Raw genomic sequence first — 22,182 nt, 5'->3', positions numbered from 1 at the left:
TTGCAACGTGACTAATGAAATCAGAAAAGATGCTGATTCACGCATGGAAAAAAGCGTAGAAGCATTCAAAAACCAAATCAGCAAGATCCGCACCGGCCGCGCTTCTCCAAGCATTCTGGACGGCATCATGGTGGAATACTACGGCGCCGCTACGCCGCTGCGCCAGCTGGCCAACGTGACCGTGGAAGACTCCCGCACGCTGAAAATCAACGTGTTCGACCGCAGCCTGAGCCAGGCCGTTGAGAAAGCGATCATGAGCTCCGATCTGGGCCTCAACCCGTCTTCCGCCGGTTCTGACATTCGCGTTCCGCTGCCTCCGCTGACCGAAGAACGTCGTAAGGATCTGATCAAGATCGTGCGCGGCGAAGCCGAGCAGGGCCGCGTAGCGGTGCGTAACGTGCGTCGCGACGCCAACGACAAGGTCAAGGCGCTGCTGAAAGACAAAGAGATCAGCGAAGACGAAGAACGTCGTTCACAAGACGAGATTCAGAAAATGACCGACGCTTACATCAAGCTGGTCGACGCCGCGCTGGCGGAGAAAGAAAAAGAGCTGATGGATTTCTAATCAGCATCGCGCAGAAAAAAAGCGTCGCCTGGGCGGCGCTTTGTTTTTTGTGGCGCAGATCCCGTTTCATCGTACTGAAAGATCATGGACAAGCGGTGTCCAAGGTTCCACACTGGAACACCTCCGATCTCATCAGACAGTTATTCAGAGTGAACTCATGAAGCAACTGACCATTCTTGGCTCGACCGGCTCGGTAGGGACCAGCACCCTGGCCGTGGTCAGGGCAAATCCCGACCTTTTTGCGATCAAAGCGCTGGTGGCCGGCCGCAACGTCGCGGTCATGGCGCAGCAATGCATGGAATTTCGGCCCGCCTTCGCCGCGATGGCGGATGAAAGCGCCGCGCGCGAGCTGCGCGCCATTCTGGCGGAAAACGGCGTCGCTACCGAGGTATTGGCCGGGGAGCAAGCGGCCTGCGAACTGGCGGCGTTGGACGACGTCGATCAAGTGACGGCGGCCATCGTCGGCGCCGCGGGGCTGTTGCCGACGCTGGCGGCGATCCGCGCAGGCAAGCAGGTGCTGCTGGCCAACAAAGAGTCGCTGGTCACCTGCGGCCGTCTGTTTATGGATGCGGTACGGCAAAGCCAGGCGCAGTTGCTGCCGCTCGACAGCGAGCACAACGCGATTTTTCAGAGTTTGCCTGAGAGCATTCAGCGTCAGTTGGGATACTCTTCCCTGGACAGTCATGGTGTTTCGCGCATCGTGCTTACCGGCTCCGGCGGCCCGTTCCGCACCACGCCGCTGGAGCAGTTCGTCGCGATGACCCCGGATCAAGCCTGCGCCCACCCGAACTGGTCGATGGGGCGCAAGATCTCGGTGGATTCCGCCACCATGATGAACAAAGGTCTGGAATACATTGAGGCCCGCTGGCTGTTTAACGCCTCGGCCGAGCAAATGGAAGTGATCCTGCATCCGCAGTCGGTGATTCACTCGATGGTGCGCTATGCCGACGGCAGCGTGCTGGCGCAGCTGGGTACGCCGGATATGCGCACGCCGATCGCCCACGCGATGGCGTATCCGCAGCGCGTGAACTCCGGCGTGGAGGCGCTGGACTTCTGTCGCATCGGTTCGTTGACCTTCGCCGAACCGGAGCGCGAGCGTTATCCTTGCCTGTATTTGGCGATTGAAGCGTTCGATGCCGGCCAGGCGGCGACCACTGCGCTGAACGCGGCCAACGAAATCGCCGTGGCGGCATTTTTGCAGCAGCAGATTCGCTTCACCGACATTGCGGCGGTCAACCGCCAGGTGGTGGAGCGCCTCGCGCTGCAGGAACCGACCAGCATCGAAGCGGTCTTAGACATTGACCGCCAGGCGCGCGCCGCCGCCGAGGAGCGCGTTCGCGCGTTGCGCGGTTGAGGACGGCGATTATCCGATTTTGCTCGTAATTCACGCGTGCCGCAGCGGGGCCGTTTGTTCATGCCCCGCTGAGGTGGTATAGTCTGCGCCACCTGTCAGCGGTTATACCGTTGAATTATGGCCTGATTGGCGCCTTGTGCGCCAATGGCGGCCCGGCTGCGCCGGGCATCGCGAGGGCTGGCTGAAAGCCGTGTCGGGCACACGGCTTTTTTTGCGCGTAAGGGCCTGATGTTCCGGAAAGGCAGTTATATTTCTATTGAGGAAATAAGTACGAGTTATGTCGTCCGCAAACCAACAAGAGGCTAATCCATCTTCCCCGGGGCCGCGCCATGTCGCCATTATCATGGACGGTAACGGACGCTGGGCCAAACGTCAGGGCAAGTTACGTGTCTTCGGTCATAAAGCAGGGGTGAAATCGGTTCGCCGCGCGGTCAGTTTTGCCGCCAGCCACCATTTAGATGCGCTCACGCTTTATGCCTTCAGCAGCGAAAACTGGAACCGTCCGGTGCAGGAAGTCTCCGCCCTGATGGAGCTTTTTGTCCGTGCTCTGGATAGTGAAGTAAAAAGCCTGCATAAACATAACGTCAGGCTGCGGGTGATCGGCGATATCAGCCGCTTCAGCTCGCGTTTGCAGGAGCGGATCCGCCGCTCTGAAGCACTGACGGAAAATAACGATGGCCTGACGCTCAATATCGCTGCCAACTACGGTGGCCGTTGGGATATCATTCAGGGAGTAAGGGAACTGGCCGAACGGGTACGGGTGGGGGAGTTGCACCCGGATCAGATCAGCGAGGAATTATTGAACGAGCGGGTTTGCATGAGCGACCTGGCGCCGGTGGATCTGGTTATCCGCACCGGTGGCGAGCATCGCATCAGTAACTTCCTGCTGTGGCAAATCGCCTATGCTGAACTTTACTTTACTGATGTGCTCTGGCCTGATTTCGATGAACTTGTCTTTGAAGGTGCGCTGAATGCATTTGCACAACGTGAGCGCCGCTTCGGGGGAACAACACCTATCGGCGCCGATGCGTCCTAGGGAGAACTTTTGCTGAAGTATCGCCTCATAACTGCTCTGATTTTAATCCCGATCGTTATCGCGGCGCTGTTCCTGTTGCCGCCGCTGGCCTTTGCTCTGGTAACGCTCGTCGTGTGCATGTTAGCAGCCTGGGAGTGGGGCCAACTGGCCGGTTTTACCTCCCGTTCGCAGCGCATCTGGCTGGCGATACTGTGCGGTTTTCTGCTGGCGCTGATGATGCTCAGCGTTCCCGCTTACCATCAATCCGTGCCGCAGATAAGCGGCTCGCTGTGGCTGTCGCTGGCCTGGTGGCTGGCGGCGCTGCTGCTGGTGCTGTTCTACCCCGGCTCGGCCGCCATCTGGCGCAATTCGCGCCCGCTGCGCCTGCTGTTCGGCCTGCTGACCATCGTGCCGTTCTTCTGGGGCATGCTGGCGCTGCGCCAGTTCGGCTACGAGCAAAACCCGTTTACCGGCGCCTGGTGGCTGCTGTACGTGATGCTGCTGGTGTGGGGCGCGGATTCCGGCGCCTATATGTTCGGCAAGCTGTTCGGCAAGCATAAGCTGGCGCCGAAGGTCTCTCCGGGTAAAACCTGGGAAGGGCTGATTGGCGGGCTGCTGACGTCGGCGGTCATTTCCTGGCTGTTCGGCCGCTACGCGCCGCTGAACGTGGTGCCGACCACGCTGTTGGCCTGTTCGGTGATCGCCGCGCTGGCTTCGGTGCTGGGCGATTTGACCGAAAGCATGTTCAAACGCGAAGCGGGCATCAAGGACAGCGGTCACTTGATCCCCGGTCACGGCGGCATACTGGATCGTATCGACAGCCTGACCGCGGCGGTGCCGGTGTTTGCCTGCCTGATGCTGTTGGTGTTTTAATCCGTCGATGACGGAAAGTGAGGGATGATGGTCAGCGTGCTTTGGAACCTGGTGGCGTTTCTGATTGCGCTCGGTATTTTGATCACCGTGCACGAGTTCGGACACTTTTGGGTTGCCCGCCGTTGCGGCGTGCGCGTTGAACGCTTCTCCATCGGCTTCGGCCGGGCGCTGTGGCGCCGCACCGATCGCCAGGGCACCGAGTACGTCATCGCCTTGATTCCGCTCGGCGGCTACGTGAAGATGCTGGACGAGCGCGTGGAGTCGGTGGCGCCGGAAATGCGCCATCAGGCCTTCAACAACAAAACCGTCTGGCAGCGCGCGGCCATCATCAGCGCCGGCCCCATCGCCAACTTCCTGTTTGCTATCCTTGCCTATTGGCTGGTGTTCATCATCGGCGTGCCGAGTTTCCGTCCGGTGATCGGCGAAATCGCGCCGCAATCCATCGCCGCCAAGGCCGAAATTTCGTCTGGCATGGAACTAAAGTCGGTTGACGGTATCGAAACGCCTGATTGGGAGTCAGTTCGTCTGGCGCTGGTGGCGAAGATTGGCGATGCGCAAACCGAAGTCGGCGTCGCGCCGTTCGGCTCTTCGCAGGTGGTGACCAAAACCCTGGATTTGCGCCAGTGGAACTTTGAACCGGACAAGCAGGATCCCGTTGTCGCGCTGGGCATTATGCCGCGCGGCCCGCAGATAGAATCCGTGTTGGCGGAAGTGCAGCCTAACTCGGCGGCGCAAAAGGCGGGTTTACAAGCGGGGGACAGGATCGTTAAAGTCGATGGTCAGCCGTTGGGTCGTTGGCAGACGCTGGTGAAGCGTATCCACGATGGCCCGGGGCAACCGCTGGCTTTGGAGATTGAAAGAAACGGCGCCCCCTTGTCTTTGACGCTGATACCGGATACAAAGCCGGTGGGAAAAGACAAATCGGTGGGGTTTGCAGGCATCATTCCAAAGGTGTTGCCGCTGCCGGACGAGTATAAAACGATTCGCCAGTATGGACCGTTCCCGGCGCTGTATCAGGCCGGCGACAAGACCTGGCAGCTGATGCGGCTGACGGTCAACATGCTGGGCAAATTAATAACCGGTGATGTAAAGCTGAACAACCTGAGTGGCCCGATCTCGATTGCACAGGGAGCAGGGGCGTCAGCCGGAGTCGGGTTCGTGTATTATCTGATGTTCCTGGCGTTGATTAGCGTCAACCTGGGTATCATCAACCTGTTCCCATTACCGGTGTTAGATGGTGGGCATCTCCTCTTCCTGGCGATAGAAAAGCTGAAGGGTGGGCCGGTTTCCGAGCGAGTACAGGACTACAGCTACCGCATAGGTTCGATCGTGCTGGTGTTGTTGATGGGTCTTGCACTTTTCAATGATTTTTCCCGCCTCTAGGGGCGGGGATAGGTTAGGAAGAACGCATAACAACGATGGCGATGAAAAAGTTGCTCATAGCGTCGCTGCTGTTTGGCAGCGCCACCGTATACGGTGCAGACGGGTTCGTAGTGAAAGATATTCATTTCGAAGGCCTGCAGCGAGTCGCCGTCGGTGCGGCGTTACTCAACATGCCGGTTCGCGTCGGCGATACCGTCACTGACGATGACATCAGTAATACCATCCGTGCCTTGTTTGCCACCGGCAACTTCGAGGACGTGCGCGTACTGCGCGATGGTAATACCTTGATCGTGCAGGTGAAGGAACGTCCTACCATCGCCAGCATCACTTTCTCCGGCAACAAGTCGGTGAAGGATGACATGCTCAAGCAGAACCTGGAAGCCTCCGGCGTCCGGGTGGGCGAGGCGCTCGACCGCACCACGATCTCCAGCATTGAAAAAGGGCTGGAAGACTTCTACTACAGCGTCGGTAAATACAGCGCCTCGGTGAAAGCCGTAGTCACGCCGCTGCCGCGCAACCGTGTCGACCTGAAACTGGTGTTCACGGAAGGGGTCTCCGCCAAGATTCAACAAATCAACATCGTCGGCAACCATGCCTTCACCAACGACGAACTGATCTCGCGCTTCCAGCTGCGTGACGAAGTGCCGTGGTGGAACCTGGTCGGCGATCGCAAATACCAGAAGCAGAAACTGGCGGGCGATCTCGAAACCCTGCGCAGCTTCTATCTGGATCGCGGCTATGCCCGCTTCAACATCGATTCTACCCAGGTGAGCCTGACGCCGGATAAAAAAGGCATCTACATCACCATCAACATCACCGAAGGCGATCAGTACAAGCTTTCCGATGTTGTCGTGAACGGCAACCTGGCCGGCCACTCGGCGGAAGTCGCTCAGATCACCAAAATCGAGCCGGGCGAGCTGTACAACGGCAGCAAGGTGACCAAAATGGAAGACAACATCAAAACGATGTTGGGCCGTTATGGTTACGCTTACCCGCGCGTCGGCACTCAGCCTGAGATCAACGACGCGGATAAAACCGTCAAACTGCACGTCAACGTCGACGCGGGCAACCGCTTCTACGTGCGTCGCATCAAGTTCGAAGGCAACGATACCAGCAAGGATTCCGTACTGCGTCGCGAAATGCGCCAGATGGAAGGCGCCTGGCTTGGCAACGAGCAGGTCGAGCAGGGTAAGGAGCGTCTGAACCGTCTGGGCTACTTCGAAACGGTTGACGTGGAAACCCAGCGCGTGCCGGGCACCGCCGATCAGGTCGACGTCACCTACAAGGTGAAAGAGCGCAACACCGGTACCTTCAACTTCGGCGTCGGTTACGGCACCGAGAGCGGCGTCAGCTTCCAGGCGGGCGTGCAGCAGGATAACTGGTTGGGTACCGGCTACTCGGTGGGCATCAGCGGCACCAAGAACGACTACCAGACCTATACGGAACTGTCGGTCACCAACCCGTACTTCACCGTTGACGGTGTGAGCCTGGGCGGCCGCATCTTCTACAACGACTTTAAGGCGGATGACGCGGATCTGTCGGACTATACCAACAAGAGTTACGGTATCGACGGCACGCTGGGCTTCCCGATCAACGAAAACAACTCGTTGCGTACCGGCCTGGGCTACGTCCACAACGGCCTGTCGAACATGCAGCCGCAGATCGCCATGTGGCGTTACCTCGACTCGATGGGCGTGGATGCGAACAAGACCGATCGCGCCAGCTACTCGACGGACGACTTTACGCTGAACCTGGGTTGGACCTACAACAACCTGGACCGCGGCTACTTCCCGACGTCGGGTAACCGCACCACGTTGAACGGCAAGGTCACCATTCCGGGCTCGGACAACGAATACTACAAGGTGACGCTGGACAGCGTACAGTACGTGCCGATCAACGACGATCGCACCTGGGTGCTGTTGGGCCGTGGCCGTCTGGGTTACGCGGATGGCTTGGGCGGCAAGGAAATGCCGTTCTACGAGAACTTCTACGCCGGTGGTTCGAGCACCGTGCGTGGCTTCCAGTCCAACACCATTGGTCCGAAGGCGGTGTACTACAATTCCAACTCGTACCAGTGTCAGTTCAACGCCGGCAGCACGACCACGCGTCAGAACATCTGTAGCTCGGATGACGCGGTGGGCGGTAACGCCATGGCGGTCGCCAGCCTGGAGCTGATCACCCCGACGCCGTTCATCAGCGAGAAATACGCCAACTCGGTGCGGACGTCGCTGTTCATCGATGCCGGTACCGTGTGGGATACCAAGTGGAAGAATACCGACGAAACGCTGATGTACGGCGTGCCGGACTACAGCAAGGCCAGCAATATTCGTTCTTCCGCCGGTATCGCGCTGCAGTGGATGTCGCCGCTGGGGCCGTTGGTGTTCTCTTACGCCAACCCGATCAAGAAATACGAAGGCGACAAGTCCGAACAGTTCCAGTTTAACATCGGTAAGACCTGGTAACGGGTCTCGCCTCTGGGCATAAAAGTTATTAAGAATCGCAATGGCCAGGCGCCCGCCGGCAGAGGGAGATGATTCTCATTGTTTGGTGGGATAAGTCTGGCAAATTGTGTACTTCAGTGTCATATGACACAAATGGGTGATGGTAAGGAGTTTATAGTGAAAAAGTGGTTGTGTGCCGCAGGCCTCGGTTTAGCAATGGCTGCTTCAGCTGGCGTTCAGGCAGCAGATAAGATCGCTGTCGTTAACGTCTCCAGCATTTTCCAACAGCTGCCGGCCCGCGAAGCGGTCGCTAAACAGCTGGAAAACGAGTTTAAAGGCCGTGCAAGCGAACTCCAGAACATGGAACGTAGCCTGCAGACCAAAATGCAACGTCTGCAGCGTGACGGCGCTACCATGAAAGCCAGCGATCGCAGCAAGTTGGAAAAAGACGTGATGGCGCAGCGCGAGCAGTTCTCTCAGAAAGCCCAGGCTTTCGAGCAGGACAACCGTCGTCGCCAGATGGAAGAGCGTAACAAGATCCTGAGCCGCATTCAGGACGCTGTGAAATCTGTCGCCAGCAAAGGCGGTTATGACGTGGTGATCGACGCCAACGCCGTTGCCTATGCAGACTCTTCCAAAGATATCACTGCTGACGTGCTGAAACAGGTTAAATAACACATGCTTTCAATTCGACTGGCTGATTTAGCGCAGCAGTTGGATGCACAATTGCACGGTGATGGCGATCTCGTCATCACCGGCATTGCTTCTATGCATTCGGCACAGCCTGGCCAAATCACGTTTTTGTCAAACAGCCGCTATCAAGAGCAGCTGTCTTCCTGCCAGGCAAGCGCCGTGGTGCTTACCGAAGCGGATTTACCACACTGCCGTACTGCGGCGCTGGTGGTTAAAAACCCTTACCTGACCTACGCGCGCATGGCGCAGCTGATGGACACCACGCCGGCGCCGGCGCAGGATATTGCGCCAAGCGCGGTTGTCTCGCCTGAAGCGCAACTGGGGCAGAACGTCGCCATTGGGGCGAACGCGGTGATTGAGTCGGGTGCGGTGCTTGGCGATAACGTGGTTATCGGCCCGGGCTGCTTCATCGGCAAACACGCACGCATCGGCGCGGGAACGCGTCTGTGGGCGAACGTCACGATTTATCATGCGGTTGAAATCGGCCAGCGCTGCCTGATCCAGTCCGGCACCGTGATCGGCGCGGACGGTTTCGGCTATGCCAATGAGCGCGGCGAGTGGATCAAAATCCCTCAGTTGGGCACGGTGATTATCGGCGATCGCGTCGAAATCGGCGCCTGCACCACCATCGACCGCGGCGCTTTGGATAACACCCAAATCGGGAATGGTGTTATCATCGACAACCAATGCCAGATTGCACATAACGTCGTGATTGGCGACAATACCGCCGTCGCCGGCGGTGTGATCATGGCCGGTAGCCTGAAAATCGGCCGCTACTGCCAGATCGGCGGTGCCAGCGTGATCAACGGTCACATGGAAATTGCCGACAAGGTTGTTGTTACCGGAATGGGAATGGTTATGCGACCAATCACCGAACCTGGGGTATACTCTTCGGGCATTCCGTTGCAGCCTAACAAGGTTTGGCGTAAAACCGCTGCGTTGGTGATGAATATCGATGAGATCAGCAAACGCTTGAAAGCTGTCGAACGTAAAGTCGGAAAAGACTAATCATTGCCGCCCGCCTTCGCGGGTACAAAACGAAACGCGTTGGTCGTGAGACCAAAAGCGCAAAGAGATGTTAATTTGCGGCCTGCATGATGATCTCCTTTTGGGGTCAGCGCAGGCCGTGTTGTTGATGCCATCAGTTTTTAGAGACAGGAAGAGTATTTTGACTACTGACACTCATACTCTGGATATTGCAGAAATTTTGGATCTGCTTCCTCACCGTTACCCGTTCTTGCTGGTCGACCGCGTCCTCGAGTTTGAAGAGCACAAATATCTGCGTGCGGTGAAGAACGTATCGGTGAACGAACCGTTTTTCCAGGGCCACTTCCCTGGCAAACCGATTTTCCCAGGCGTATTGATTCTGGAAGCCATGGCGCAGGCCACCGGTATCCTGGCGTTTAAAAGCGTCGGCAAACTGGAACCGGGCGAGCTGTATTACTTCGCCGGTATCGACGAAGCACGCTTCAAACGCCCTGTGGTGCCAGGCGATCAGATGGTCATGGAAGTCACCTTCGAGAAAACTCGCCGCGGCCTGACTCGCTTCAAAGGCGTGGCGACCGTTGACGGTAAAATTGTCTGCGAAGCAACCATGATGTGTGCCCGCAGCCGGGAGGCTTAATCCGTGATTGACCAAACCGCCTTTATCCATCCTAGCGCGATAGTCGAAGAAGGCGCCGTGATCGGCGCCAACGTGCATATCGGCCCTTTCTGCTACGTCGGCTCCCAGGTGGAAATCGGCGCCGGCACGGTGCTGAAATCCCACGTGGTGGTGAACGGCATTACCAAGATTGGCTGCGATAACCAGATTTATCAGTTCGCTTCCATCGGTGAAGTGAACCAGGATCTGAAATACGCGGGCGAACCGACGCGCGTTGAAGTGGGCGATCGCAACCGCATCCGCGAAAGCGTGACCATTCACCGCGGCACCGCGCAGGGCACCGGCCTGACCAAAGTGGGCAATGACAACCTGCTGATGGTCAACGTGCACGTCGCCCACGACTGCGTGGTCGGCAACGCTTGCGTGCTGGCCAACAACGCCACGCTGGCGGGGCATGTGGAAATCGACGATCACGCCATCATCGGCGGCATGACGGCGATCCACCAGTTCTGCATTATCGGCGCGCATGTGATGGTAGGCGGTTGTTCCGGCGTCGCTCAGGACGTGCCTCCCTTCGTCATCGCTCAGGGTAACCACGCGACGCCGTTCGGCGTCAACGCGGTCGGCCTGAAGCGTCGCGGTTTTGACAAGGATGAAATGCAGGCGATCCGCAACGCCTACAAGATCCTGTATCGCAGCGAGAAAACGCTGGATGAAGCGAAAGCGGAAATCGAAGCCCTGGCCAAAGAACAGCCGGTGGTGCAGCAATACCTCGATTTCTTTACCCGTTCCACCCGCGGTATTATTCGCTGAGTTATGTCGAATCGTCCATTGACTATCGGATTGGTCGCCGGAGAAACCTCCGGTGACATTCTCGGCGCCGGTTTGATCCGCGCGCTCAAGGCGCAGATCCCCGACGCGCGTTTTGTTGGCGTCGCCGGCCCGCTGATGCAGGCCGAAGGCTGTGAAGCCTGGTACGAAATGGAAGAGCTGGCGGTAATGGGCGTGGTGGAAGTGCTCGAGCGTTTGCCACGCCTGTTGAAGATCCGCAAGGATCTTACCCGCCGCTTCGGCGAGCTGCGGCCGGACGTGTTTGTCGGCATCGACGCGCCAGACTTCAACATCACGCTGGAAGGCCGCCTCAAGCAGCGCGGCATCCGTACCATTCACTACGTCAGCCCTTCCGTGTGGGCCTGGCGGCAAAAGCGCGTTTTCAAAATTGGCAAAGCCACCGATCTGGTGCTGGCCTTTCTCCCTTTCGAAAAAGCGTTTTACGATCGTTTCAACGTGCCCTGCCGGTTTATCGGCCACACCATGGCGGACGCCATGCCGTTGCAGCCCGATCGGCTGGCGGCGCGCGCTCAGCTTGGCATCGATCCGCAGGCGCGCTGCCTGGCGTTGCTGCCGGGCAGCCGCGGCGCCGAAGTCGAGATGCTGAGCGCCGACTTCCTCAAGACCGCGCAGCTGCTGCGCACCCGTTATCCCGAGCTGGAAGTGGTGGTGCCGCTGGTCAACGCCAAACGGCGTGAGCAGTTTGAGCGCATCAAGGCGGAAGTGGCGCCGGATCTGACCGTACACATGCTGAACGGTCAGGGGCGCGAGGCGATGATCGCCAGCGACGCGGCGCTGCTGGCATCCGGCACAGCGGCGCTGGAGTGCATGCTGGCCAAGTGCCCGATGGTGGTGGGCTATCGCATGAAGCCGTTCACTTTCTGGCTGGCGCAGAAGCTGGTGAAAACGCCTTACGTTTCGCTGCCGAATCTGCTGGCGGGGCGCGAGATCGTTACCGAGCTGCTGCAGCATGACTGCGTGCCGGACAAACTGGCCGCCGCCGTGATGCCGCTGCTGGAAGAGAGCCCGCAAACCGAAGCGCTGAAACAGACTTTCCTTACCTTGCACCAAAGCATCCGTTGCGGTGCGGACGAACAGGCCGCTCAGGCTGTGTTGGAGCTGGCGAAAGCATGATTGAACCCTTTATCTATCCCGCTGCCACGCTGATTGCCGGCGTGGACGAAGTGGGCCGCGGGCCGTTGGTCGGCGCGGTGGTCACCGCCGCCGTGATCCTCGATCCGGCGCAGCCGATCGTCGGGCTGGCGGATTCCAAGAAACTCAGTGAAAAACGCCGCCTGGCGCTGTATGACGAAATCGTCGCCAAGGCGCTCTCCTGGAGCCTGGGGCGCGCCGAGCCGGCTGAAATCGACCAGCTGAACATTTTGCACGCCACCATGCTGGCGATGCAGCGCGCGGTGGCCGGGTTGCATATCGCGCCGGACATGGTTTTAATCGACGGTAACCGTTGCCCGAACCTGCCGATGCGTTCGCAGGCGGTGGTGAAGGGCGACAGCCGCGTGGCGGAGATCAGCGCGGCGTCCATTCTGGCGAAGGTCACGCGCGATCGTGAAATGGCCGCGCTGGACAGCGAGTTCCCGGACTACGGTTTCGCGCAGCATAAGGGTTACCCGACCGCCTTCCACCTGGAGCGGCTGGCCGCGCTGGGCGCCACCGAGCATCACCGCCGCAGCTTCGCGCCGGTGAAAAGGGCGCTGGCGCTGTAGCCTGCGGGCCTGGTTGACCAGGCCCGACGATAGCATTAACCCGGGTTCAGCCTGCTGAGCCCCTTCAATCAGGTATCTGGAGATGGCCGAACCTCGTTTTATTCACCTGCGCGTCCACAGTGACTATTCCATGATTGATGGATTGGCCAAGACGGCGCCGCTGGTGAAAAGAGCCGCCGCGTTAGCCATGCCTGCTCTGGCAATCACCGATTTCACCAACCTGTGCGGATTGGTGAAGTTCTACGGCAGCGCGCACGGCGCCGGGATCAAACCGATCATCGGCGCGGATTTCCATGTGCAAAGCGAAGAGCTGGGCGACGAGCTGGCTCAGCTGACGGTGCTGGCCAGCAACAACGAAGGCTACCAGAACCTGACGCTGCTGATTTCCCGCGCCTATCAGCGCGGCTACGGCGCCGCCGGCCCGATCATCGATCGCGACTGGCTGATTGAACATCGCGAAGGGCTGATTCTGCTCTCCGGCGCGCGTCAGGGCGACGTCGGCAAGTTTCTGCTGCGCGGCAACCAGGCGCAGGTGGATCAGTGTCTGGACTTCTACCAGCAGCACTTCCCGGACTGTTACTACCTGGAACTGATTCGCACCGGCCGCCCGGACGAAGAGAACTACCTGCATGCGGCAGTGGCGCTCGCCACCGAGCGCGGTTTGCCGGTGGTGGCCACCAACGACGTGCGCTTCCTGGTGGAAGATGACTTCGACGCCCATGAAATTCGCGTCGCCATCCACGACGGCTTTACGCTGGACGATCCCAAGCGGCCGCGCAACTACAGCCCGCAGCAATACATGCGCAGCGAAGACGAGATGTGCGAGCTGTTCGCCGACATCCCCGAAGCGCTGCTGAACAGCGTCGAGATCGCCAAGCGCTGCAACGTCACCATTCGCCTCGGCGAATACTTCCTGCCGCAGTTCCCGACCGGCGACATGAGCACCGAGGACTTCCTGGTACTCAAATCGAAAGAGGGGCTGGAAGAGCGTCTCGAGTTCCTGTTCCCCGATCCTGAAGTGCGCGCGCAGCGCCGCCCGGAATACGACGAGCGTCTGGACGTCGAGCTGAAGGTGATCAACCAGATGGGGTTCCCCGGCTACTTCCTGATCGTGATGGAGTTTATCCAGTGGTCGAAGGACAACAACGTGCCGGTGGGCCCGGGGCGCGGTTCCGGCGCCGGTTCGCTGGTGGCCTATGCGTTGAAAATCACCGACCTCGATCCGCTGGAGTTCGACCTGCTGTTCGAACGTTTCCTGAACCCGGAACGTGTCTCGATGCCCGACTTCGACGTCGACTTCTGCATGGAGAAGCGCGATCAGGTAATTGAGCACGTGGCGGAGATGTACGGCCGCGAAGCGGTATCGCAGATCATCACCTTCGGCACCATGGCGGCGAAAGCGGTTATCCGCGACGTGGGCCGCGTGCTGGGGCACCCGTACGGCTTCGTCGATCGCATCTCCAAGCTGGTGCCGCCGGATCCGGGCATGACGCTGGAAAAAGCCTTCGCTGCCGAACCGCAGCTGCCGGAAATTTACGAGGCAGACGAAGAGGTCAAGGCGCTGATCGACATGGCGCGCAAGCTGGAAGGGGTGACGCGTAACGCCGGTAAACACGCCGGGGGCGTGGTGATAGCGCCGACCAAAATCACCGACTTCGCGCCGCTGTACTGCGACGCCGAAGGGCAGCACCCGGTGACCCAGTTCGATAAGAACGACGTGGAATACGCCGGGCTGGTGAAGTTCGACTTCCTCGGTCTGCGCACCCTGACCATCATCGACTGGGCGCTGGAGATGATCAACGCCCGGCGCGCCAAGACCGGGCTGGAGCCGATCGACATCGCCGCCATTCCGCTCGACGACAAGAAAAGCTTCGACATGCTGCAGCGCTCGGAAACCACGGCGGTGTTCCAGCTTGAATCGCGCGGCATGAAAGACCTGATCAAACGTCTGAAGCCCGACTGCTTCGAAGACATGATCGCACTGGTGGCGCTGTTCCGTCCGGGGCCGCTGCAGTCGGGGATGGTGGATAACTTCATCGACCGCAAGCACGGCCGCGAAGAGATCTCCTACCCGGACATCCAGTGGCAGCACGAGTCGCTCAAGCCGGTGCTGGAACCCACCTATGGCATCATCCTGTATCAGGAACAGGTGATGCAGATTGCCCAGGTGCTGGCGGGCTATACGCTGGGCGGCGCGGACATGCTGCGCCGTGCGATGGGTAAAAAGAACCCGGTCGAGATGGCCAAGCAGCGCGGCGGCTTTGAAGATGGCGCCAAAGCGCGCGGCATCGACGGCGAACTGTCGGTGAAAATCTTCGACCTGGTGGAGAAATTCGCCGGATACGGCTTCAACAAATCGCACTCCGCCGCCTATGCGCTGGTGTCGTATCAGACGCTGTGGCTGAAAGCGCACTACCCGGCCGAGTTTATGGCGGCGGTGATGACCGCCGATATGGACAACACCGATAAGGTGGTGGGGCTGGTGGACGAATGCTGGCGCATGGGGCTGAAGATCCTGCCGCCGGACATCAACAGCGGCCTGTATCACTTCCACGTCAACGACGACGGCGAGATCGTTTACGGCATCGGCGCCATCAAGGGCGTGGGGGAAGGGCCGATCGAAGCCATCATCGAGGCGCGCAACAGCGGCGAGCAGGGTTACTTCAAAGACCTGTTCGATCTCTGCGCGCGCTCAGACATCAAGAAACTGAACCGCCGCATTCTGGAAAAACTGATCATGTCCGGCGCGTTCGATCGCCTCGGGCCGCACCGCGCCGCGCTGATGAATTCCCTCGGCGACGCGTTGAAAGCGGCGGATCAGCATGCGAAAGCCGAAGCGATCGGCCAGGTGGATATGTTTGGCGTGCTGGCGGAAGCGCCGGAGCAGGTGGAGCAATCCTACGCCAATATCGCGCCCTGGCCGGAGCAGGTGGTGCTGGACGGTGAACGGGAGACGCTGGGGCTGTACCTGACCGGCCACCCGATCACCCAGTACCTGAAGGAGATCGAACGTTACGCCGGTGGCCAGCGTTTGAAAGACATGCACCCGACGGATCGGGGCAAAATGACCACCGCCGTCGGGCTGGTGGTCGCCGCGCGGGTGATGGTGACCAAGCGCGGCAACCGCATCGGCATCTGTACATTGGATGACCGTTCGGGCCGCCTGGAAGTGATGTTATTCACCGAAGCGTTAGAAAAATACCAGCATTTGTTGGAAAAAGACCGTATCCTTATCGCCAGTGGACAGGTCAGCTTTGATGACTTTAGCGGCGGGCTTAAAATGATGGCCCGCGAGGTAATGGACATCAGTGAAGCCCGGGAAAAATACGCTCGCGGGCTTGCTATCTCGCTGACTGACAGGCAAATTGATGACCAGCTTTTGAACCGTCTCCGTCAGTCGTTGGAACCCCATCGCTCGGGGACGATTCCAGTGCATCTCTACTATCAACGGGAAGATGCGCGAGCCAAGCTGCGTTTTGGCGCAACCTGGCGCGTGACGCCCACCGACCGCTTGTTGATCGACTTGCGGACGTTGGTAGGCAATGAGCAGGTGGACTTGGAATTTGACTAAAATAGGAATGCTATGAGTCTGAATTTTCTTGATTTTGAACAGCCGATTGCAGAGCTGGAAGCGAAAATTGACTCGCTGACTGCAGTCAGCCGTCAAGACGAAAAATTAGATATTAATCTGGACGAAGAGGTTCAGCGCCTGCGTGAAAAGAGCGTTGAGCTGACGCGCAAGATTTTTGCCGATCTTGGGGCCTGGCAGATTGCCCAATTGGCACGCCACCCGCGCCGTCCTTATACCCTGGATTATATCAAACACATCTTTACCGACTTCGAAGAGTTGGCGGGCGATCGCGCTTACGCCGACGACAAAGCGATCGTCGGCGGTATTGCGCGCCTGGATGGCCGCCCGGTGATGATCATCGGGCACCAGAAAGGCCGTGAAACCAAAGAGAAGATCCGCCGCAACTTCGGCATGCCGGCGCCGGAAGGCTACCGCAAGGCGCTGCGCCTGATGGAAATGGCCGCGCGCTTCAAGATGCCGATCATCACCTTTATCGATACCCCGGGCGCTTATCCGGGCGTGGGCGCGGAAGAGCGCGGCCAGTCCGAAGCCATCGCGCGCAACCTGCGTGAGATGTCGCGCCTGAACGTGCCGGTCATCTGCACCGTCATCGGCGAAGGCGGCTCCGGCGGCGCGCTGGCGATCGGCGTGGGCGATAAGGTGAACATGCTGCAGTACAGCACCTACTCGGTGATTTCGCCGGAAGGCTGCGCCTCCATCCTGTGGAAGAGCGCCGATAAGGCGCCGCTGGCCGCAGAAGCGATGGGCATCACCGCGCCGCGTCTGAAAGAGCTGAAGCTGATCGACTCGGTGATCCCGGAGCCGCTGGGTTCCGCGCACCGCGACGTGCCGGCAATGGCCGCCGCGCTGAAAGCGCAGCTGCTGGCCGATCTGAAAGATCTGGACGGCCTGAACGACGAAGAGTTGCTCAACCGCCGCTACCAGCGTCTGATGAACTACGGCTACTGCTGAGTTCTGTTCTTCGCTGCAAGAAACCGCCCCCGGGCGGTTTTTTTTTGGCTACACACCACCGGATTTTCGTGGTGTTATAGAGACTTGGCCGTTAACTGACAGGAGCTGCCGATGAATATCATCGCCATCATGGGCCCGACGGGCGTCTACTACAAAGATGAGCCGATCCGCGAGCTCCACGCGGCGCTGGCCGCCATGGGATTCCAGCTGGTGTACCCCAAAAACAGCGGTGACCTGCTGAAGTTGATCGAAGCCAACGCCCGCATCTGCGGGGTGATCTTCGACTGGGACGACTACAGCCTGGAACTGTGCAGCGAAATCAACGAGCTGAATGAATACCTGCCGCTGTACGCCTTTATCAATACCCATTCCACCTTCGATGTCAGCCTGCATGAAATGCGCATGGTGCTCTATTTCTTCGAGTATGGCCTGAATGCGGCGGACGATATCGCGCAGCGCATCCAGCAGTACACCGCGGAATACATCGATACCATTACGCCGCCGCTGACCAAGGCGCTGTTCAACTATGTGCGCGAAGGGAAGTACACCTTCTGCACGCCGGGCCACATGGCCGGCACCGCGTTTCAAAAAAGCCCGGTGGGCTGCCTGTTCTATGACTTTTTCGGCGCCAATACCCTGAAGGCCGACATCTCGATTTCGGTTACCGAGCTCGGTTCGCTGCTGGATCACACCGGGCCGCACCTGGAGGCCGAAGAGTATATCGCGCGAACCTTCAACGCCGAGCAGAGCTATCTGGTCACCAACGGCACCTCCACCGCCAACAAGATCGTCGGCATGTATTCGGCGCCGGCCGGCAGCACCGTGCTGATCGACCGCAACTGCCACAAATCGCTGTGCCACCTGCTGATGATGAGCGATATCGTGCCGATCTATCTGCGCCCGCTGCGCAACGCCTACGGCATCCTCGGCGGCATTCCGCAGCGCGAGTTCACCCGCGAAAGCATCGCCGCCCGGGTGCAGGAGACCGAGAACGCCACCTGGCCGGTGCATGCGGTGATCACCAATTCCACCTATGACGGCCTGCTGTACAACACCGACTACATCAAGCAGACGCTGGAGGTGCCATCGATCCACTTTGACTCCGCCTGGGTGCCTTACACCAACTTCCATCCGATTTACGACGGCAAGAGCGGCATGAGCGGCGAGCGGGTGCCCGGTAAGGTTTTCTACGAGACCCAGTCGACGCACAAGCTGCTGGCGGCCTTCTCGCAGGCCTCGATGATTCATATCAAGGGCGACTACGACGAGAGCACCTTCAACGAAGCCTACATGATGCACACCACCACCTCGCCGCACTACGGCATCGTGGCGTCGATGGAGACCGCAGCCGCCATGCTGCGCGGCAACCCGGGGCGCCGCTTGATCAACCGCTCGGTGGAGCGCGCGCTGCATTTTCGCCGTGAAGTGCAGCGACTGCGCGAGGAGAGCGACAGTTGGTTCTTCGACATTTGGCAGCCGGAAGAGATCGATGAGGCGCAATGCTGGCCACTGGATCCGGACGACAACTGGCACGGTTTCGGCCAGACCGATCGCGATCACATGTACCTCGATCCGATCAAGGTGACGATCCTGACGCCGGGCATGAACGAGCTGGGCGCGCTGGAGGAGGAAGGGATCCCGGCGGCGCTGGTGGCGAAGTACCTCGACGAGCGCGGCATCGTGGTGGAGAAGACCGGGCCGTACAACCTGCTGTTCCTGTTCAGCATCGGCATCGACAAAACCAAGGCGATGAGCCTGCTGCGCGGCCTGACCGACTTCAAGCGCGCCTACGATCTCAATCTGCGGGTGAAGAACATGCTGCCGGATCTGTACGCCGAGGATCCGGATTTCTATCGCAACATGCGCATTCAGGATCTGGCCGCCGGCATTCATCGCCTGATCTGCCAGCACGATCTGCCGCGCCTGATGCAGCGGGCGTTCGACGTGCTGCCGGAAATGAAGCTGACGCCGCACCAGATGTTCCAGGAGCAGGTGCGGGGCAACGTGGAAACCTGTGAGCTGGATCAGCTGGTGGGCAAGGTGGCGGCCAATATGATCCTGCCGTATCCGCCGGGCGTGCCGCTGGTGATGCCGGGGGAAATGATCACCGAAGAGAGCCGGGCGGTACTCGATTTTCTGCTGATGTTGTGCTCGATCGGCGAACGTTACCCCGGTTTTGAAACCGACATCCACGGCGCCAGACTGACGGAGGACGGGCGCTATCTGGTGAAGGTGTTGAAGCCTTCCTGATATCGGGCGTAGCGCGGTTTCCGGCGGTCAGCTTTCCGGCATGACGGAGGAGTGATGAGTGGAGATTTTCCACTCGTCACCGTCCCAGGCATAGGTAAAGGTATAACGCGCCGATACCGTCGATTTGTCTGCGAACGTAAAGGCATAGATACCGGTATCTATCGCGGTGTTGCAGCCAAGGCGTATGGTGCGGCTTTTAATGTTGCCCACCGGTCTTTTCGCCAGAAAATGTCTGAAGTAATCCACCCGTTCGGCATCCGTCAGCCGCATCTTGTTGGAAAGCGTGGGGAGCAACACCGCATCGTCCAGATAAGTATTCGCGACTTTTCGCGCTTCTCCACTCTGTAAAGCGGTATTCCACCGCTCGAACAACCCCTCGATTTGGAGCCGGTCTGTTTTTACGCAAACGGGCGCCGTCGTTGCCCAAACCGAAGTGGAAATACACATTAACGAACCGATGACGCCGGGGCGCATTTTCATACCTGTTCCTTTATTCAGGTGAGTTTTGTTGCCGTCATGGCGTGAATAGGCGGCAAATAAATTCAATACTAATATAATTTCGTATTGTAATTATCAAAAATAATTTGAATGTTACGGCGGGATTGTATGAGAGCGCAAATGGGGGAGAACAGCAGATAAGATTGACCATTGACGGCATCACCGCCGCCGGATACCTTGCCTCATCAGACCGAACAGGAGAGGCCGCCATGCTGGCGTTACGTCAGGTACACCATATCGCGATCATTGGCGCGGATTACGCCGCCAGCAAGCGTTTTTACTGCGACATTCTCGGATTCACCCTGCTGAGCGAGGTCTACCGCGAGGAGCGCGACTCCTGGAAAGCGGATCTGGCGCTCAACGGGCAATACGCCATCGAGCTGTTTTCTTTCCCTTCGCCGCCGGCTCGCGTCAGCCGCCCGGAGGCCTGCGGCCTGCGCCATTTGGCGTTCAGCGTTGACGACATTGACCAGGCCATCGCCCATCTGCAGGCGGCCGGCGTCGCCTGCGAACCGGTACGCGTCGATCCTTACACCCAATCCCGCTTTACCTTTTTCAGCGATCCCGATGGTTTACCGTTAGAATTATACGAGAGTTAACGGCTTAATCGCCTCCCGGCGGCCACAGCCGGGGGCGGTTATGCTATGATCGCGCCCTTGCCCTACATGCCTACAGAGTTATTTCCGCCATGCAAGAGCCTGCTTTTCGCGTCGGGGAGTGGCTGGTTACCCCTGCCGACAACACCATCAGCCGCGACGGACGCCTAAAAACGCTGGAACCGCGCCTGATCGACATGCTGTGCTATTTCGCCCGCCATCCGGACGTGGTGCTGAGCCGCGACGAGCTGATCGACAACGTCTGGAAGCGCAATATCGTCACCAACCACGTGGTGACCCAATGTATTTCGGAGCTGCGCAAATACCTGAAAGACGGCGACAGCGACAGCCCGGAATACATTATCACCGTGCCCAAGCGCGGATATAAGCTGGCGACGTCGGTGATCTGGTGTGAAGAGGGGGAGACGCAACCCGCTCCCGCACCGGCGCCGCAGATCGCGGTGATCATGCATGAACCGGAAGACGGCAGCGAGGAAGACGAGACGCCGTATGTGCCGCCGCGCCGGGCAAGCGCGCCGGTTGCCGCGCCCGGCGAAAAGAAGCCGCGCTTTTATCGCCGCTCGACCTTCTGGGTGTGGCTGGCGTTTCTGGCGGCGCTCAGCGTCTGCGTGGCTTTTGTCGGCATCGCCACGCTGTCGCAGCGCGTGCCGGTATCGACCATGCCGGTGCTGCTCAACCCGCGCGATATCGATATTCGCATCCAGGGCGGCGAGAGCTGCAGCAACTGGATGCCGCAGCTCTCCTATGTGGTGGGCGTCAGCGAGCTGATCACCGATTCGCTGAACACCTACTCGACCTTCCTGGTGCACGACCAGACCAACTACAACTATTCCGGCCCCAGCAACTCGGGCAAGTCGCTGTATATCGAGTTTGTCAATCAGCGCCACTACCGCGCCCAGCAGTGTTTCCTGTCCGTGCGGCTGGTGGATAACGCCGACAGCTCAGTCATGCTGGACAAGCGTTACTTCATTACCGCCGATAACCAGCTGAAGATCCAGACTGACTTCCTCTCCAGCCTGTCCGCAGCGCTGAAGCAGCCCTGGCCGCCACAGCTGGAGCAGCGTCTGGCGCAGCTGCTGCCCGACAACGGGCCGCTGCTGCAGCGCTTCTACCAGGCGCATCAGTTGCTGATCCACGGCGACGCCGATTCGTTGACCCGCGCCAGCGCCCAGCTGAGCGAGTTGATTAAAAGCGCGCCGGACTTCCACTACCTGCTGGCGGAAAAAGCGCTGGTGGATCTGCTGCGCAATTCTTATCAACCGTTCGACAGCCAGGCCTTGGCGCAACTGCGCGCCGATATCAGTCATTTGGCGACCATCCCCGAACTGAAAAACACGCCAATCATGCAGCAAGTTCTGGCGGTAGATGCATTGACGCAGGGGCGCATTGACGAGGCGCACCGGGCGATCGATCTGGGGATTGAATTGCAAATGTCGTGGCTGAATTATGTGTTGCTGGGGAAAGTGTATGAAATGCAGGGGCAGAACCATTTGGCGGCGGATTCTTATATTACCGCATTCAATCTTCGCCCCGGCGAGGACACTTTGCATTGGATCACCAATGGCGTATTCCAGACGTCATTGACCAACGTGGTGCCTTATTTAAATAACTATCAGCGCCAATAATTAACCGCTATCACGCCGCCATTATTCTCCGGGGATCATGGCGGCGTTATTTATTGGTGAAGTCATGTTGCATGAATGTATTATTTTGCTGCACGATATTATTTCTTTTTTACCGTTTGTTATTCGTTTTTAACCTTTCCATCCTGTTGTTTTAAAATGATGTTTAT

General features: G+C 58.9%; 18 protein-coding genes. 17 read left to right on the top strand and 1 reads right to left on the bottom strand.

Annotated elements, in window-relative coordinates; all coding sequences use genetic code 11:
• Positions 1 to 7: 7 nt before the first annotated feature.
• The 15 genes from frr to ACJ8MK_RS15845 all read left to right on the top strand — a co-directional run bounded on the left by frr (position 8) and on the right by ACJ8MK_RS15845 (position 19,275).
• On the top strand, positions 8 to 565 hold the full coding sequence (gene frr, locus ACJ8MK_RS15915; RefSeq protein ID WP_004931943.1) for a ribosome recycling factor: 558 nt from the start codon (positions 8 to 10) through the stop codon (positions 563 to 565).
• Between the two features lie 157 nt (positions 566 to 722).
• Positions 723 to 1,919 carry a 1-deoxy-D-xylulose-5-phosphate reductoisomerase gene (gene ispC / locus ACJ8MK_RS15910; protein ID WP_442517882.1) on the top strand — a complete coding sequence of 399 codons (1,197 nt, stop codon included), beginning with the start codon at positions 723 to 725 and terminating at the stop codon, positions 1,917 to 1,919.
• 277 nt (positions 1,920 to 2,196) lie between these two features.
• A complete protein-coding gene (gene ispU / locus ACJ8MK_RS15905; RefSeq protein ID WP_033635737.1) occupies positions 2,197 to 2,955 on the top strand; it encodes a (2E,6E)-farnesyl-diphosphate-specific ditrans,polycis-undecaprenyl-diphosphate synthase in 759 nt (252 codons plus the stop codon).
• 9 nt (positions 2,956 to 2,964) lie between these two features.
• Complete coding sequence (gene cdsA, locus ACJ8MK_RS15900) at positions 2,965 to 3,807, top strand: phosphatidate cytidylyltransferase (RefSeq protein WP_033644875.1); 843 nt, start codon at positions 2,965 to 2,967, stop codon at positions 3,805 to 3,807.
• A 27-nt stretch (positions 3,808 to 3,834) separates the two neighbouring features.
• Positions 3,835 to 5,190, top strand: a complete 1,356-nt coding sequence (gene rseP / locus ACJ8MK_RS15895) for a sigma E protease regulator RseP (protein ID WP_004931952.1) — start codon at positions 3,835 to 3,837, stop codon at positions 5,188 to 5,190.
• Between the two features lie 35 nt (positions 5,191 to 5,225).
• Positions 5,226 to 7,652 (top strand): outer membrane protein assembly factor BamA, encoded by a 2,427-nt coding sequence (bamA, locus tag ACJ8MK_RS15890; RefSeq protein WP_033649807.1) that lies wholly within the window; start codon positions 5,226 to 5,228, stop codon positions 7,650 to 7,652.
• A gap of 156 nt (positions 7,653 to 7,808) precedes the next feature.
• Positions 7,809 to 8,306 carry a molecular chaperone Skp gene (gene skp / locus ACJ8MK_RS15885; protein WP_004931958.1) on the top strand — a complete coding sequence of 166 codons (498 nt, stop codon included), beginning with the start codon at positions 7,809 to 7,811 and terminating at the stop codon, positions 8,304 to 8,306.
• A gap of 3 nt (positions 8,307 to 8,309) precedes the next feature.
• Positions 8,310 to 9,332: a UDP-3-O-(3-hydroxymyristoyl)glucosamine N-acyltransferase gene (gene lpxD, locus ACJ8MK_RS15880; RefSeq protein ID WP_033635735.1), complete on the top strand. Its 1,023-nt coding sequence runs from the start codon at positions 8,310 to 8,312 to the stop codon at positions 9,330 to 9,332.
• A 160-nt stretch (positions 9,333 to 9,492) separates the two neighbouring features.
• Positions 9,493 to 9,948 (top strand): 3-hydroxyacyl-ACP dehydratase FabZ, encoded by a 456-nt coding sequence (gene fabZ, locus ACJ8MK_RS15875; protein ID WP_004931962.1) that lies wholly within the window; start codon positions 9,493 to 9,495, stop codon positions 9,946 to 9,948.
• A 3-nt stretch (positions 9,949 to 9,951) separates the two neighbouring features.
• Positions 9,952 to 10,740, top strand: a complete 789-nt coding sequence (lpxA, locus tag ACJ8MK_RS15870; protein WP_004931964.1) for an acyl-ACP--UDP-N-acetylglucosamine O-acyltransferase — start codon at positions 9,952 to 9,954, stop codon at positions 10,738 to 10,740.
• 3 nt (positions 10,741 to 10,743) lie between these two features.
• A complete protein-coding gene (gene lpxB, locus ACJ8MK_RS15865) occupies positions 10,744 to 11,892 on the top strand; it encodes a lipid-A-disaccharide synthase (protein WP_043147951.1) in 1,149 nt (382 codons plus the stop codon).
• Complete coding sequence (gene rnhB, locus ACJ8MK_RS15860; protein WP_033635733.1) at positions 11,889 to 12,482, top strand: ribonuclease HII; 594 nt, start codon at positions 11,889 to 11,891, stop codon at positions 12,480 to 12,482. Before lpxB ends, rnhB begins: the two co-directional genes overlap by 4 nt.
• 82 nt (positions 12,483 to 12,564) lie before the next feature.
• Positions 12,565 to 16,053 (top strand): DNA polymerase III subunit alpha, encoded by a 3,489-nt coding sequence (dnaE, locus tag ACJ8MK_RS15855; RefSeq protein WP_048321892.1) that lies wholly within the window; start codon positions 12,565 to 12,567, stop codon positions 16,051 to 16,053.
• Between the two features lie 12 nt (positions 16,054 to 16,065).
• Positions 16,066 to 17,025 carry an acetyl-CoA carboxylase carboxyl transferase subunit alpha gene (gene accA, locus ACJ8MK_RS15850; protein WP_004931972.1) on the top strand — a complete coding sequence of 320 codons (960 nt, stop codon included), beginning with the start codon at positions 16,066 to 16,068 and terminating at the stop codon, positions 17,023 to 17,025.
• Between the two features lie 111 nt (positions 17,026 to 17,136).
• Positions 17,137 to 19,275 carry a lysine decarboxylase LdcC gene (locus tag ACJ8MK_RS15845; RefSeq protein WP_039567427.1) on the top strand — a complete coding sequence of 713 codons (2,139 nt, stop codon included), beginning with the start codon at positions 17,137 to 17,139 and terminating at the stop codon, positions 19,273 to 19,275.
• A gap of 27 nt (positions 19,276 to 19,302) precedes the next feature.
• Here the strand turns inward: ACJ8MK_RS15845 and ACJ8MK_RS15840 are convergent, their stop codons facing one another.
• Complete coding sequence (locus ACJ8MK_RS15840) at positions 19,303 to 19,755, bottom strand: SgcJ/EcaC family oxidoreductase (RefSeq protein ID WP_197774310.1); 453 nt, start codon at positions 19,753 to 19,755, stop codon at positions 19,303 to 19,305.
• 227 nt (positions 19,756 to 19,982) lie between these two features.
• Between ACJ8MK_RS15840 and ACJ8MK_RS15835 the strand changes: the two genes are divergently transcribed.
• Positions 19,983 to 20,372, top strand: coding sequence for a VOC family protein (locus ACJ8MK_RS15835; protein ID WP_033655316.1), 390 nt, complete (start codon positions 19,983 to 19,985; stop codon positions 20,370 to 20,372).
• An 89-nt stretch (positions 20,373 to 20,461) separates the two neighbouring features.
• On the top strand, positions 20,462 to 22,015 hold the full coding sequence (gene cadC / locus ACJ8MK_RS15830) for a lysine decarboxylation/transport transcriptional activator CadC (protein WP_060431011.1): 1,554 nt from the start codon (positions 20,462 to 20,464) through the stop codon (positions 22,013 to 22,015).
• The last annotated feature ends 167 nt before the right edge of the window (positions 22,016 to 22,182 follow it).

The sequence above is a fragment of the Serratia sp. CY38905 genome, from assembly GCF_052168875.1.
GTDB lineage: Bacteria > Pseudomonadota > Gammaproteobacteria > Enterobacterales > Enterobacteriaceae > Serratia > Serratia sarumanii.
Note: the sequence above shows the minus strand (reverse complement) of the source record. Positions and strands in the feature narration are given on the sequence as shown.

Excerpts from the sequence above, each read along its gene's own strand:
- ispC (WP_442517882.1), top strand. The coding sequence starts at position 723 with ATGAAGCAACTGACCATTCTTGGCTCGACCGGCTCGGTAGGGACCAGC.
- ispU (WP_033635737.1), top strand. The coding sequence starts at position 2,197 with ATGTCGTCCGCAAACCAACAAGAGGCTAATCCATCTTCCCCGGGGCCG.
- rseP (WP_004931952.1), top strand. The coding sequence starts at position 3,835 with ATGGTCAGCGTGCTTTGGAACCTGGTGGCGTTTCTGATTGCGCTCGGT.
- bamA (WP_033649807.1), top strand. The coding sequence starts at position 5,226 with ATGGCGATGAAAAAGTTGCTCATAGCGTCGCTGCTGTTTGGCAGCGCC.
- lpxD (WP_033635735.1), top strand. The coding sequence starts at position 8,310 with ATGCTTTCAATTCGACTGGCTGATTTAGCGCAGCAGTTGGATGCACAA.
- lpxB (WP_043147951.1), top strand. The coding sequence starts at position 10,744 with ATGTCGAATCGTCCATTGACTATCGGATTGGTCGCCGGAGAAACCTCC.
- rnhB (WP_033635733.1), top strand. The coding sequence starts at position 11,889 with ATGATTGAACCCTTTATCTATCCCGCTGCCACGCTGATTGCCGGCGTG.
- dnaE (WP_048321892.1), top strand. The coding sequence starts at position 12,565 with ATGGCCGAACCTCGTTTTATTCACCTGCGCGTCCACAGTGACTATTCC.
- accA (WP_004931972.1), top strand. The coding sequence starts at position 16,066 with ATGAGTCTGAATTTTCTTGATTTTGAACAGCCGATTGCAGAGCTGGAA.
- ACJ8MK_RS15845 (WP_039567427.1), top strand. The coding sequence starts at position 17,137 with ATGAATATCATCGCCATCATGGGCCCGACGGGCGTCTACTACAAAGAT.
- ACJ8MK_RS15840 (WP_197774310.1), bottom strand. The coding sequence starts at position 19,755 with ATGAAAATGCGCCCCGGCGTCATCGGTTCGTTAATGTGTATTTCCACT.
- ACJ8MK_RS15835 (WP_033655316.1), top strand. The coding sequence starts at position 19,983 with ATGCTGGCGTTACGTCAGGTACACCATATCGCGATCATTGGCGCGGAT.
- cadC (WP_060431011.1), top strand. The coding sequence starts at position 20,462 with ATGCAAGAGCCTGCTTTTCGCGTCGGGGAGTGGCTGGTTACCCCTGCC.